12 protein-coding genes are annotated in these 12,636 nt (G+C 73.4%); 5 read left to right on the forward strand and 7 right to left on the reverse strand.

Translation table 11 applies throughout. The annotated features are described in order from the left end of the window. Positions 1-23 precede the first annotated feature (23 nt). Positions 24-755, forward strand: coding sequence for a hypothetical protein (locus ACH4EB_RS19140; protein WP_398348711.1), 732 nt, complete (start codon positions 24-26; stop codon positions 753-755). On the opposite strand, the gene ACH4EB_RS19145 is transcribed toward ACH4EB_RS19140, so the two are convergent. Next, positions 742-1,563: a cytochrome c oxidase assembly protein gene (locus ACH4EB_RS19145; RefSeq protein ID WP_398348712.1), complete on the reverse strand. Its 822-nt coding sequence runs from the start codon at positions 1,561-1,563 to the stop codon at positions 742-744. The genes ACH4EB_RS19140 and ACH4EB_RS19145 overlap by 14 nt on opposite strands. Continuing rightward, on the reverse strand, positions 1,560-2,042 hold the full coding sequence (locus tag ACH4EB_RS19150) for a DUF2243 domain-containing protein (protein ID WP_398348713.1): 483 nt from the start codon (positions 2,040-2,042) through the stop codon (positions 1,560-1,562). The genes ACH4EB_RS19145 and ACH4EB_RS19150 overlap by 4 nt, the downstream gene beginning before the upstream one ends. 224 nt (positions 2,043-2,266) lie before the next feature. On the opposite strand from ACH4EB_RS19150, the gene ACH4EB_RS19155 reads away from it, so the two are divergent. Continuing rightward, complete coding sequence (locus ACH4EB_RS19155) at positions 2,267-3,508, forward strand: Cmx/CmrA family chloramphenicol efflux MFS transporter (RefSeq protein WP_398348868.1); 1,242 nt, start codon at positions 2,267-2,269, stop codon at positions 3,506-3,508. A gap of 209 nt (positions 3,509-3,717) precedes the next feature. On the opposite strand, the gene ACH4EB_RS19160 is transcribed toward ACH4EB_RS19155, so the two are convergent. Together ACH4EB_RS19160 and ACH4EB_RS19165 are read right to left on the reverse strand one after the other, a co-directional pair. Continuing rightward, a complete protein-coding gene (locus tag ACH4EB_RS19160) occupies positions 3,718-3,999 on the reverse strand; it encodes a DUF4031 domain-containing protein (RefSeq protein ID WP_398348714.1) in 282 nt (93 codons plus the stop codon). 1 nt (position 4,000) lies between these two features. Then, a complete protein-coding gene (locus ACH4EB_RS19165) occupies positions 4,001-4,363 on the reverse strand; it encodes a hypothetical protein (protein ID WP_398348715.1) in 363 nt (120 codons plus the stop codon). A 110-nt stretch (positions 4,364-4,473) separates the two neighbouring features. Here ACH4EB_RS19165 and ACH4EB_RS19170 point away from each other — a divergent pair, with 110 nt between their 5' ends. From ACH4EB_RS19170 to ACH4EB_RS19180, 3 genes are all read left to right on the forward strand, one after another. Next, positions 4,474-5,421 carry a MurR/RpiR family transcriptional regulator gene (locus tag ACH4EB_RS19170; RefSeq protein ID WP_398348716.1) on the forward strand — a complete coding sequence of 316 codons (948 nt, stop codon included), beginning with the start codon at positions 4,474-4,476 and terminating at the stop codon, positions 5,419-5,421. Between the two features lie 135 nt (positions 5,422-5,556). Beyond that, entirely contained in the window at positions 5,557-6,516 is a 960-nt protein-coding gene (gene murQ, locus ACH4EB_RS19175) for an N-acetylmuramic acid 6-phosphate etherase (protein WP_398348717.1), read from the forward strand. A 41-nt stretch (positions 6,517-6,557) separates the two neighbouring features. Continuing rightward, positions 6,558-8,087 (forward strand): PTS transporter subunit EIIC, encoded by a 1,530-nt coding sequence (locus ACH4EB_RS19180; RefSeq protein WP_398348718.1) that lies wholly within the window; start codon positions 6,558-6,560, stop codon positions 8,085-8,087. A gap of 60 nt (positions 8,088-8,147) precedes the next feature. Here ACH4EB_RS19180 and ACH4EB_RS19185 read toward each other — a convergent pair whose 3' ends face one another. From ACH4EB_RS19185 to groL, 3 genes are all read right to left on the reverse strand, one after another. Continuing rightward, the gene (locus ACH4EB_RS19185; protein ID WP_398348719.1) at positions 8,148-9,647 is read right to left on the reverse strand and encodes an alanine/glycine:cation symporter family protein; all 1,500 of its coding nucleotides are present in this window, start codon (positions 9,645-9,647) and stop codon (positions 8,148-8,150) included. Positions 9,648-9,910: 263 nt separating this feature from the next. Continuing rightward, complete coding sequence (locus ACH4EB_RS19190; protein ID WP_398348720.1) at positions 9,911-10,762, reverse strand: SDR family NAD(P)-dependent oxidoreductase; 852 nt, start codon at positions 10,760-10,762, stop codon at positions 9,911-9,913. A gap of 209 nt (positions 10,763-10,971) precedes the next feature. Then, positions 10,972-12,594, reverse strand: coding sequence for a chaperonin GroEL (gene groL / locus ACH4EB_RS19195; RefSeq protein ID WP_030022296.1), 1,623 nt, complete (start codon positions 12,592-12,594; stop codon positions 10,972-10,974). Positions 12,595-12,636 lie beyond the last annotated feature (42 nt).

Raw genomic sequence — 12,636 nt, forward strand, 5'->3', positions numbered from 1 at the left:
TCCACCCGGGCACAATGGGCCGTATGGCTCGCACGACACCTCCGTCCGGCACGGCCCACACCCATTTCGGTGGCGGCGCCGACCCGTTCCCGGACCTGCACCACCGCTGGGCCACCGCCGTCGCCGGTGCCCGGGGCGGCAGCGGCCCCACCGACCCCGACCCCGCCCCGTACGCGGACAACCTGCTCGGCCGCTGGGCCGAGCCGCAGCGCCGGTACCACACCACCGGGCACCTCATCGCCGTACTGGACCGCATCGACGAGCTGGCCGTACACGCGACCGACCTGGACGCCGGAGTCCCCGTGGACTGGGACGCCGTCCGCCTCGCCGCCTGGTTCCACGACGCCGTCTACCGGCCCGAACGCTCCGAGAACGAGGAGCGCAGCGCCGCCCTCGCCGAGCGCGCGCTGCCCGAGCTGGGCATCGGCGATGCCTGTACGGCGGAGGTCGCCCGCCTGGTACGCCTCACCGCGAGCCACGACCCGGCCCCCGACGACCACAACGGCGCGGCCCTGTGCGACGCCGACCTGGCGGTCCTGGCGGGGGCGCCCGGGCAGTACGCGGCCTACGCCGCCGCCGTCCGCGAGGAGTACGGGTTCGTGCCGGACCGGGAGTTCCACGCCGGGCGCGCCGAGGTGCTGCGCCACCTCCTGGGCATGGCGAGCGTCTTCCGGACGCCGTACGGCAAGCAGCAGTGGGAGCGGGTGGCCCGCCGCAACCTGACCACCGAACTGGAGCTGCTCACCACCGGGTGACGGCGGCCGCCGCACCGCGCGGCCCCGGCCGGCCCGCGCGCCCCTCGCGCCGCAGCGCACGCCCCCCGGCCCGGTACCACTGCCCGGCCACGACGGCCGCCAGCGCCAGCTCCACGGCATCGCCGCCGTAGTACATGACCTGCGAGGCCAGGTGCAGGTCGGCGGTGCCGAAGGAGGTGCCGGGCGGGCCCGCCGCGTACAGGGACTTGGCGAGGACGGCGTGCGCCGCGCCCGCGGCCAGCAGCACGGCCGCCCGCAGGCCGGGACCGGGACGGTGGCGTACGGGGTCCAGGGCGAGCAGCCCGAAGGAGAACAGGAGCCCGGCGAGCAGGATGTGCGCGTGCACGGCCGCGTTCAGCCAGGCGTCGTGGTGGCTGACGGACAGCAGCGGGGTGCGGTACAGCAGCCACAGCCCGCCGAAGTCGAGCAGGGCAGCCACCGGCGGCAGCACCGCGACCGTCGCCCAGCGCGAACGGGTCAGGGCCACCAGGGCGCGGCGGACGGGGACGGGCGCGGTGCGCAGGGTCAGCGTCAGCGGGCGGCCGAGCACCAGGAACAGCGGGGCCGCCATCCCCACGCACAGGTGGGTGAGCATGTGGGCGGTGAACGGCGGCGCGGCGCCCCACGGCTCGGCGACGCCCGCCACCAGGACCGCGCCGCCCGTACAGAACAGCGCGTCACGCCCGTACGGCCAGGCGTCCCCCCGGGCGCGCAGCCGGGCCGCGGCGGCCAGGTAGGCGAGGCAGCCGAGGACGGTGGCGGCGGTGACGGCCGCGGTGAAGGGCGGCGGCAGGGCGGCAGAGGTCATCGGCCGCGCGGGGTGGTGGACGGCGCGGTGCGCGGCGAAGCGGCGCGGGGGGCGGTGCGCGCGGCGCGGGCCAGCAGGAGCGCGCCGGCCGCCAGGAGCAGCACGGCGATCCCGTCCCACGTCCAGTCGTACGGCGCCAGGTCCACGCCGTACCGGATCTGGTGGATGCCCAGGACCTTGTGCTGGAACGTGCCGTCGTAGAGCTGGAACCCGCCCAGCCCCAGGCAGAGCCCGCCCCACCAGGCCCGGGGCACCAGCGTCCCGCGGCGCCGCACGTCCGCGTACAGGACCAGGCCCGCCACCATCGCCAGCCAGCTCCCCGCGTGGAACAGCCCGTCGGAGACCAGGCCGATGTCCGTGGTGGACTTGTCGTAGAAGTGGTGCCAGTGCAGCAGTTGGTGGAACACCGTCTCGTCGACGAACGCGGCCGTGCCGATGCCCGTCAGCACGCCGCTGACCACCGCCCTCGTGTGCCTCATACGTCCCTCCTCGCCGTACGCCCCATCCGGGCCTCCTCGCCGTCACGGACCGGGCGGAGCCGCCGGGGTACCCCGGGCCCACGGGGCAAAACGCCGAGGGAACGCGACCCGGCCACCCGTCCGGAACCACCCGGTACCGTTCCGACCCGACACGGCGACCGGGAATGTCATGCGTGTCGGCACTGTTCGTTCGTGACATGCAAGACCATCCCGATCGCACCCGCATGCCCCTGGCCGTCTACGTCCTCGGACTCTCCGTCTTCGCCCTCGGCACCAGCGAATTCATGCTGTCGGGCATCCTCCAGCCCCTGGCCCGGGACATGGGGGTGTCCATTCCGCAGGCCGGCCTGCTGGTCTCGGCCTTCGCCATCGGCATGGTGGTCGGCGCGCCGGTGCTCGCCGGCGCCACCCTGCAACTGCCCCGCCGCACCACACTGATCGCGCTGCTCACCGTCTTCGGGCTCGGGCAGGTCGCGGGCGCGGTGGCGCCGTCGTACGCCGTGCTGTTCGTCTCCCGGGTGGTCAGCGCGCTCGCCTGCGCCGGGTTCTGGGCGGTCGGCGCGGCCGTCGCGGTGTCGCTGGTGCCGGTCACCGCGCGGGCCCGCGCGATGGCCGTGATGGTCGGCGGGCTGAGCATCGCCAACATCGCGGGCGTCCCGGCCGGCGCGCTGCTCGGGCAGCACGCGGGCTGGCGGTCCGCCTTCTGGGCCGTGGCGGCCCTGTCGGCGATCGGCCTGGTCGGCGTGGTCGCGCTGGTGCCGCGGACGGCCGTGCCGACCGGTGACGAACGGCCCGTGCTCCGCCGCGAACTGAGCATCTACCGCGACAAGCAGGTCTGGCTGGCGCTGATCGGCACCGCGCTGAACGGCGCGGCGGTCTTCGCGCTGTTCTCCTACCTGGCGCCGCTGCTGACCGACACCGCGGGACTGGCCGAGGGCAGCGTGCCGACCGTGCTGGCGCTGTTCGGCGTCGGCGCGCTGATCGGTACGTTCGTCGGCGGGCGGACAGCCGACGCGCACCCGTTCGGGACGATCATCGCAGGCATCACCGCCTCGGCCACCGTGCTGGCGCTGCTGGCCCTGACCGCGCACACCCCCGCCGCCGCCGTCACGCTCTCGCTGCTGCTCGGCGTCACCGCGTTCGCCACCGCGCCGGCGCTGAACGCCCGGATGTTCAACGTGGCGACCGCGGCGCCCACGCTGGCCGGCGCGACCACCACCTCCGCCTTCAACCTGGGCAACACCCTCGGGCCGTGGCTCGGCGGGCTCGTCATCGGCGCGGGCTGGGGCTACCCGGCCGTCGCGTGGACGGCCTCGGCGCTCGCGGCGCTGGGCGTCGGCACCACGCTCGTCGCCCTGCGGCTGCACCGCACGAAGAGCACCTCCCGCCTGGTCGCCTCCTCGGCCGGCACGCCGCACACGACGGCGGCGGAGCCGGTCGGGGCGGCCGAGGGGGACCGGGGCTGAGACGGGGCGGGGCTGCGGCGGGTCCGCGCCGCCCCTCGCCCTCGCCTCTCGACGGTCAGCTCAGGCCCGCCCGCTTCCCGGGCGGGCCTTCGTCGTGCCGGGGCGCGGTGCCGGTCCAGTCGTGCCGGGGCGCGGTGCCGGTCCGGGCGCGGGTCCCGGCCTTGGGCGCCGCACGCCGCCCGGCCCCGGCTCGTACCCCCGCCGCCGGCCTACCGGCCCGCCGCCCCGCCCTCCCGGGTCTTCGGACGGCGCAGGCCGGCTTCGCGCAGCCGGCGGACCAGCTCCTTGCTGCCGATCTCCCGCGCGCCCGCCCGCACCGCGTCGGCGTGGCGCTCCGCCGGTATGTCGTAGTGATCGCCGTCGAACGCCTTGCGGGGGCAGCCGAGGCGCTCGGCGAAGGCGTGCAGTTCCTCGAACGAGGCGTCGCTGACGAGGTGGGACCACATCCGGCCGTGGCCCGGCCAGGTCGGCGGGTCGATGTAGAGCGCCATGTCAGCCGCCCGCACCGGCGCCGAGGGAGCCGACCCGCGCCACCGAGACCGCCGTCTTGGGGCAGACCCAGTGCGGGTCGGGGCCCAACTCGGGCTCGACGTCGAGCGCGTGGGGATCACCGCTGTGCGTGCACACCGGGCACAGCGGCCAGCGGCCGTACCGCTCCAGGAGCGCGTCCTGGACGTCCTGCGCTATCAGCCCGGCCACGAACTCCGCGCCCGCGGGCCACTGCTCCACCCACCAGCGGCGGTGCGCCACGGATTCCTCGACGAGCGAGACGATCTCCGCGTCGGCGACTTCGCCCGCCACGAGGTCCGCGAGGACCAGCGCACGGGCCGCGTGCAGTGCCTGTTCGAGCTCCATGCCCCCATTCTCGCGCGCACCACCGACAACCGCTCCGGCGCCACCGGCCACGGGGGCCACGCCGTCCACAGGGTATTGACGCGGACCAGTGGTGAAATTACTTTTCAGGCGTGAGCCCCGACCTGAAGGAAACTTTCACGGACTCCGGCGCCGCCGCCCGGCCCACCCCGAGCCCGCCCGCCCCCGCGGCCCTGGCCGCCAAGGTACGGACGCTGGCGCCGTCCATGACCCGGTCCATGCAGCGGGTCGCGGAGGCCGTCGCGGGCGACCCGGCGGGCTGCGCCGCGCTCACCGTCACCGGCCTCGCGCAGCGCACGGGCACCAGCGAGGCCACCGTCGTGCGCACCTCGCGCCTGCTCGGCTATCCGGGCTACCGCGACCTGCGCCTCGCGCTGGCCGCCCTCGCCGCCCAGCAGGCCACCGGCCGCGCGCCCGCCGTCACCGCCGACATAGCGGTCGACGACGCGCTCCCCGACGTGGTCGCGAAGCTGGCCCAGGAGGAGCAGCAGTGCCTGGCCGACACCGCTGCCGGGCTGGACCTGACGCAGTTGGAGGCCGCGGTCGGCGCGCTGGCCACCGCCCGGCGCATCGACGTGTACGGCATAGGGGCGTCCAACCTGGTCGGCCAGGACCTGGTCCAGAAGCTGCTGCGGATCGGCCTGATCGCACACGCCCACTCCGACCCGCACCTCGCCGTGACGAACGCGGTCCAGATGCGCGCCGGTGACGTGGCCGTCGCGATCACCCATTCGGGCCGAACGACCGATGTCATAGAGCCGCTGCGGGTGGCCTTCGACCGGGGCGCGACAACCATCGCGATCACCGGCCGCCCGGACGGCGGCATCGCCGCGTACGCCGACCACGTCCTGGCCACGTCCACCGCCCGCGAGAGCGAGCTGCGCCCCGCCGCCATGTCCTCCCGTACGAGCCAACTGCTCGTCGTGGACTGCCTGTTCGTGGGCGTCGCGCAGCGGACGTACGAGACCGCCGCGCCCGCCCTGTCCGCCTCCTACGAAGCCCTCGCCCACCGCCACTCGTCCCGTACGCCCCACCGCTGACCGCCGGCCGGCGGCCGATCGCCGCCCCGGCCCGAAGGCCCCGGTCCCGGTCCCGGCCGCGCCCGGCCCCCGACCGCCTGCCGCCTCCGCTCCCCCGTACAGAGCCGTACGAGCCCGGAAAGAGCCGCCACCACCATGACCTCCCCCGCCGATTACGCCCAACTGCGCGCCCAACTGGACACCCTCACCACCGAAGCCTTCCGCCCCGAACTCGCCGAGATCGACCGGCTGTCCACCCTGGAAATCGCCCGCACGATGAACGGCGAGGACACCACCGTCCCCGCCGCCGTCGCCGACCGGCTTCCCGAGATCGCCGCCGCCATCGACGCCACCGCCGAGCGGATGGCCCGCGGCGGCCGGCTGGTCTACGCGGGCGCGGGCACGGCCGGCCGCCTCGGCGTGCTGGACGCGAGCGAGTGCCCGCCCACCTTCAACACCGACCCGGCCGAGGTCGTGGGCCTGATCGCGGGCGGCCCCACCGCCATGATCGCCGCCGTCGAGGGCGCCGAGGACAGCAAGGAACTGGCCGCCGCCGACCTGGACGCGCTGGGTCTGACCGCCGACGACACGGTCGTCGGCGTCTCCGCCTCCGGACGCACCCCGTACGCGATCGGTGCCGTCGAACACGCCCGCGCGGCCCGCGGCGCGCTGACCATCGGCCTGTCCTGCAACGCCGGCTCCGCGCTGGCCGCGGCCGCCGACCACGGCATCGAGGTCGTCGTCGGGCCCGAACTCCTCACGGGCTCCACACGGCTGAAGGCCGGTACGGCGCAGAAGCTGGTCCTCAACATGCTCTCGACCATCACCATGATCCGGCTGGGCAAGACCTACGGGAACCTGATGGTGGACGTCCGCGCCTCCAACGAGAAGCTGCGGGCCCGCTCGCGCCGCATCGTGGCACTGGCCACCGGCGCCGGGGACCCGGAGATCGAGGCCGCGCTCGCCGCCACGGACGGGGAGGTCAAGAACGCCATCCTGGTCGTCCTGGCCGGGGTCGACGGGCCGACGGCGGCCCACCTGCTGGCGGATTCCCGCGGCCATCTCAGGGCCGCGCTGCACACCGCCCTGCACACCCCGACCGCCCAGGACGGCTGACCCGCCCCGCTCCGGCACGTACGCACAGCAAGGCACCCCACATGTCCGATGAGAAGAACCGCGCCACCGCCGCCGCGATCCTCCCCCTGGTCGGCGGCGCCGCCAACGTCACGTCCGTGGCCCACTGCATGACCCGGCTGCGCCTGGGCCTCGCGGACCGCTCCCTGGTCCGGGACGAGGCCCTGAAGGCGCTGCCCGCCGTCCTGGGCGTCGTCGAGGACGACACGTACCAGATCGTGCTGGGCCCCGGCACGGTCGCCCGCGTCACCCCGGAGTTCACCGCCCTGGTCGACGCCGGACACGAAGCACCTCCCGACACCGCGCCCGGCACGCCCGGCCCCGCCGCTCCCGCGCCCGGCCCCGCCGCTCCCGCAACGCCCACCGCCGCGGAACTCGCCGACCGGGGCGCCGCCCTCAAGGCCCGTCAGAAGGCCAGGAACGCCACCCCGGTCAAGCTCTTCCTCCGCCGGATCGCCAACATCTTCGTCCCGCTGATCCCCGCCCTCATCGGCTGCGGCATCATCGCCGGTCTGAACGGCCTGCTGACCAACTTCGGGGTGCTGCCCGGTCTCGTGCCGGCGCTGGCCGCGATCGCCTCCGGCTTCATGTCACTGATCGCGGTCTTCGTGGGCCACAACACCGCGAAGGAGTTCGGCGGTACGCCCGTGCTGGGCGGCGCGGTCGCCGCGATCATCGTGTACGCGGGCGTCGCCAAGGTGACCGTCTTCGGGCAGCAGCTCTCGCCGGGCCAGGGCGGCGTCCTGGGGGCGCTGGGCGCGGCGCTGCTCGCCGTACTGGTCGAGAAGTGGTGCCGCCGGTACGTCCCCGAGGCACTCGACGTCCTGGTCACGCCCACCGTGACCGTGCTGGTCTCCGGCCTGGTCACGCTCTTCGGCCTGATGTTCCTGGCCGGCGGGGCCGCCGCCGCCATCGGCACGTGCGCGAACTGGCTGCTCGCCCACGGCGGCGCCGCGGCCGGGTTCCTGCTCGGCGGCCTCTTCCTCCCGCTCGTCATGCTGGGGCTGCATCAGACCCTGATCCCCATCCACACCACACTGATCGAGCAGCAGGGCTACACGGTCCTGCTCCCCATCCTCGCGATGGCCGGGGCCGGCCAGGTGGGCGCCGCCCTCGCGGTCTACGTCCGCCTGCCGGGCAACCGCTCGGTCCGTACGACGATCAGGTCCGCGCTGCCCGCGGGGTTCCTCGGCGTCGGCGAGCCCCTCATCTACGGTGTCTCGCTGCCGCTGGGCCGCCCGTTCGTCACCGCCTGCGTGGGCGGCGCGTTCGGCGGCGGTTTCGTGGGGCTGTTCAACCAGCTCGGCACGGCGACCGGTTCCACCGCCATCGGCCCGTCGGGGTGGGCGTTGTTCCCCCTGCTCAAGGGCGACCGGCCGCTCGGCGCCACGCTCGCCGTCTACGCCCTCGGCCTGCTCGTCGGCTACGCGGCCGGCTTCCTCGCGACGTACTTCTTCGGCTTCGGCAAGCAGGCCCTCGCGGACCTGAACACCGCCACCGACCCGGCCGCCGCCGACGCCCCGGCCGTGCGGTACGCGCGGGCTCCGGGTTAGGCGCGGGCACGGTGTTACGCGGGGCTCGGTGTTACGCGGGGGCTCGGTGTTCCGCGGGGCTCAGCGCACTCCCGCGCCCGCCCGCTCGCCGTGTTCCCGCTCCCCGTGTTCCGCCTGCCCGCGATCCGCCGCGGGCCGCTCGTCCGGCCAGCACTCCACCCCCGTCAGGTCCGGCATCCGGGACCTGGTGAACACCGGGTCGAGGCCGGAGCGGCGCTGCGCGGTGTAGTCGTCGAGGAGGCGGAAGGCGATGGCCGAGAGCGGGAGGATGGCCAGGAGATTGATCAGGGCCATGAAGCCCATGAAGACGTCGGCGAGGTTCCAGATCACGCCGACCGAGCCCAGCGCGCCCAGGAAGACGACCGCGAGGACGAGGGCACGGTAGACGGGCAGGACCCAGGTGCGCCGGGTCATGAAGCCGATGTTGGACTCGCCGTAGTAGTAGTTACCGATCATGGAGCTGAAGGCGAGCATGAAGACGACGACCGTCAGCACGTGACCGGCCCAGCCGCCGAGCGTGTCGGTCAGCGCGGTCTGCGTGAGGTCGGCGCCCTGGCGCCCGCTCAGCTCCGGGGTGGTCGTCAGGATGATGAAGGCGGTCATCGTGCAGATCAGCAGGGTGTCGAAGAAGACGCCGAGGGACTGCACGAGCCCCTGCTTGACCGGGTGGGTGACCTCGGCCGCCGCGCCCGCGTTCGGCGCGGAGCCCAGGCCCGCCTCGTTGGAGAACATGCCGCGCCGGACGCCCTGCTGGATCGCCGCGCCGATCCCGCCGGCCGCCAGCTCCTTGAAGCCGAACGCGCCGCCGACGATGTCGCCGAAGACCCGCGGCAGGTCGCCGAGGTTGAGGAGGACGACGGCGGTGCCCAGCAGCAGGTAGACGACGGCCATGACCGGTACGAGGACGGTCGTCACGGAGGTGATGCGGCGGACGCCGCCGCAGATCGCGACCCCCAGCAGTACGGCCAGCAGCAGCCCCACCGCAGGGGCGAACCACGATGACCCGCTGCCGGAGACGGACCCGGAGGCGACCGAGGTGATCGTGTTGGACTGCACGGCGTTGAAGACGAACCCGAAGGTCACGGTGATGGCGACGGCGAACAGCACACCGGGCCAGCGCTTCCCGAGCCCGCGCTGCATGTAGTACGCGGGGCCGCCCCGGTACGTACCGGAGCCGTCGCGATTGCGGACCTTGTAGAGCTGGGCCAGCGCCGACTCGACGAACGCCGAGGCGCCGCCGACCAGCGCCATCACCCACATCCAGAAGACCGCGCCCGCCCCGCCGAGGGTGATGGCGGTGGCGACGCCGGCGATGTTGCCCGTACCGACCCGCGCGGCCGCCGAGATGGTGAAGGCACCGAAGGACGAGACCGGCTTGGAGCCGTCCGCCCTGGGCTGCGACCTGTCCTTGAGCACGCGCAGCATCTCCGGGAAGAGCCGCAGTTGCACGGCCCTGGAGCGGACCGTGAAATACAGGCCCGCGCAGACCACCAGCGGTATCAGCAGGTAGGTCCAGAGACCGTCGTTGAGGCCGACGATCAGGGAATCGAGCGTGCTCATGGGCGTCCTTAAGGGGCGTCCGGGGTGCGGGGGCAGGCCGTACCGGAAGATCAACCTCCGGTACGGCTCCGGAAAGTATGGACGGCGTTGCCATAACAGGACCAGCGCCGCCCTACGTGCCTCATCTCACATAAAGCGACATAACGCCATAGCGATACGACGGCACTCCGGCCCGTCGGCAGGACCGCACAGCGGCACGCCGGTCCGCCCGGACACCCTTGCCACGCCGGCCCGCCCGGACACCCCTCGACGGCGCCCCGCCCTCACACGGCGCAGCCGTGCAGTCCGCCGTCGACGACCAGGTCCTGTCCGGTGACGTACGACGCCTCGCCGGAGGCCAGGAAGGCCACCGCATCGGCGATCTCCTCGGGCCGCGCGAACCGGCCCACCGCCGTTTGCGCCCGCAGCTTCTCCGCCTCCGCCGGGTCGATCTCCGAGTCCGCGAACATCGGTGTCTCGACGTAGCCGGGACTGACCGAATTGACACGGACACGGCGCCCGGCGAGCGCCGCCCCGAGCGTCCGGGCAAGGTTGTGCGCGGCGGCCTTGGTCGCGGCGTGCAGGGTGGCGTCCGCCTGTCCGCGTTGCAGAAGCGACGAGGCGTTGATGACGATCGCGCCGCCGTCCCGCAGCAGCGGCAGCGTCCGCTGGACGGTGAAGAACACGCCCTTGAAGTTCACACCGACCGCCCGGTCGAAGTCGGCCTCGGTGATCTCCTCGAAGGGAGCGGCGGCGTACCGGCCCGCATTGGCGAAGATGATGTCGAGGTGGCCGAAGCGGTCGCGGACCGCCTCGGCCACGGCGTCCAGGTCGGCGACGCAGCTCGTGTCGGCCCGTACGCCGAGCACCCGGTCCGCCGCGGCGCCGGCTGTTCCCGTCGCATCCGCAACGGCCGCCTCGCCGCCCGCCACGGCCTCGTTCGCCTGCTCCCCGAGCTGTGCCACGGCGGCGTCGAGGCGGCGCTCGTCACGTCCGCACACCACCACCCGCGCGCCGTCCGCGAGCAGCCGCCGCGCGGCGGCCAGGCCCACTCCGCTGCTGCCACCGGTGATCAGGGCGACGGTGTCGGCGGGGAACCGGTCCGGCCGGGCGGTCTGCCTGTTTCGAGTCGTCATGGGGCGATCGTGCCCCGTCGGGCCGGGGGTCGCGCAAGGACCCCCGTACGGAATCGGCTCACCTCAGCCGTACGGCGACCAGGACGGGGCAGCCGCGCCGGAGCCGTACGGACCCGCCCTGGCGCCGCGCCCGCAAACGCCGCCGGGGCGGCACCCCCCTGGGAGGAGGAGTGCCGCCCCGGCGATCGAGGACAGATGATCCGGGAGGATCAGAAGTCCATGTCACCGCCCGGCATGCCGCCCGGAGCGGCCGCGGCGGCCTTCTCCGGCTTGTCGGCGATGACGGCCTCGGTGGTCAGGAACAGCGCGGCGATCGACGCGGCGTTCTGCAGCGCGGAGCGCGTGACCTTGGCGGGGTCGATGATGCCCTCGGCGATCATGTCGACGTACTCGCCGGTCGCGGCGTTCAGACCGTGGCCGACGGCCAGGTTGCGCACCTTCTCCACGACAACGCCGCCCTCAAGGCCGCCGTTGACGGAGATCTGCTTCAGCGGGGCCTCCAGGGCCAGCTTCACAGCGGCGGCACCGGTGGCCTCGTCACCCTCCAGCTCCAGCTTCTCGAAGACCGAGGAAGCCTGCAGCAGGGCGACGCCACCGCCGGCGACGATGCCCTCCTCGACGGCCGCCTTCGCGTTGCGCACGGCGTCCTCGATGCGGTGCTTGCGCTCCTTGAGCTCGACCTCGGTGGCGGCACCGGCCTTGATGACGGCCACGCCGCCGGCCAGCTTCGCCAGACGCTCCTGGAGCTTCTCGCGGTCGTAGTCCGAGTCGCTGTTCTCGATCTCGGCACGGATCTGGTTGACGCGGCCCTGGACCTGCTCGCTGTCACCGGCACCGTCGACGATGGTGGTCTCGTCCTTGGTGATGACGACCTTGCGGGCGCGGCCCAGCAGGTCGAGACCGGCGTTCTCCAGCTTGAGGCCGACCTCCTCGGAGATGACCGTGCCACCGGTGAGGATGGCGATGTCGCCGAGCATGGCCTTGCGGCGGTCGCCGAAGCCCGGGGCCTTGACGGCGACGGACTTGAAGGTGCCGCGGATCTTGTTGACGACCAGGGTCGACAGGGCCTCGCCCTCGACGTCCTCGGCGATGATCAGCAGCGGCTTGCCCGACTGCATGACCTTCTCCAGCAGCGGAAGGAGGTCCTTCACGTTGGAGATCTTCGAGTTGACGATGAGGATGTACGGGTCGTCGAGCGACGCCTCCATACGCTCCATGTCGGTGGCGAAGTACGCCGAGATGTAGCCCTTGTCGAAGCGCATACCCTCGGTGAGCTCCAGCTCCAGACCGAAGGTCTGGGACTCCTCGACGGTGATGACGCCTTCCTTGCCGACCTTGTCCATGGCCTCGGCGATCAGCTCGCCGATCTGGGTGTCGGCGGCGGAGATGGAGGCGGTCGAAGCGATCTGCTCCTTGGTCTCCACGTCCTTGGCCTGCTCCAGCAGGGCGGCGGAGACGGCCTCGACGGCGCGCTCGATGCCGCGCTTGAGGGCCATCGGGTTGGCGCCGGCGGCCACGTTGCGCAGGCCCTCGCGGACCAGGGCCTGGGCCAGGACGGTCGCGGTCGTCGTGCCGTCACCGGCGACGTCGTCCGTCTTCTTCGCGACCTCCTTGACCAGCTCGGCGCCGATCTTCTCGTACGGGTCCTCGAGCTCGATCTCCTTGGCGATGGACACACCATCGTTGGTGATCGTGGGGGCGCCCCACTTCTTCTCGAGGACGACGTTGCGGCCCTTGGGGCCAAGGGTGACCTTGACGGCGTCGGCGAGCTGGTTCATCCCGCGCTCGAGACCGCGCCGTGCCTCCTCGTCGAACGCGATGATCTTGGCCATGTGAAGTGGTCCTCCCGGACTGGGGGTCCCCCCGGACTGGGT

This window comes from Streptomyces sp. NPDC018045 (assembly GCF_044327445.1).
Lineage (GTDB): Bacteria > Actinomycetota > Actinomycetes > Streptomycetales > Streptomycetaceae > Streptomyces.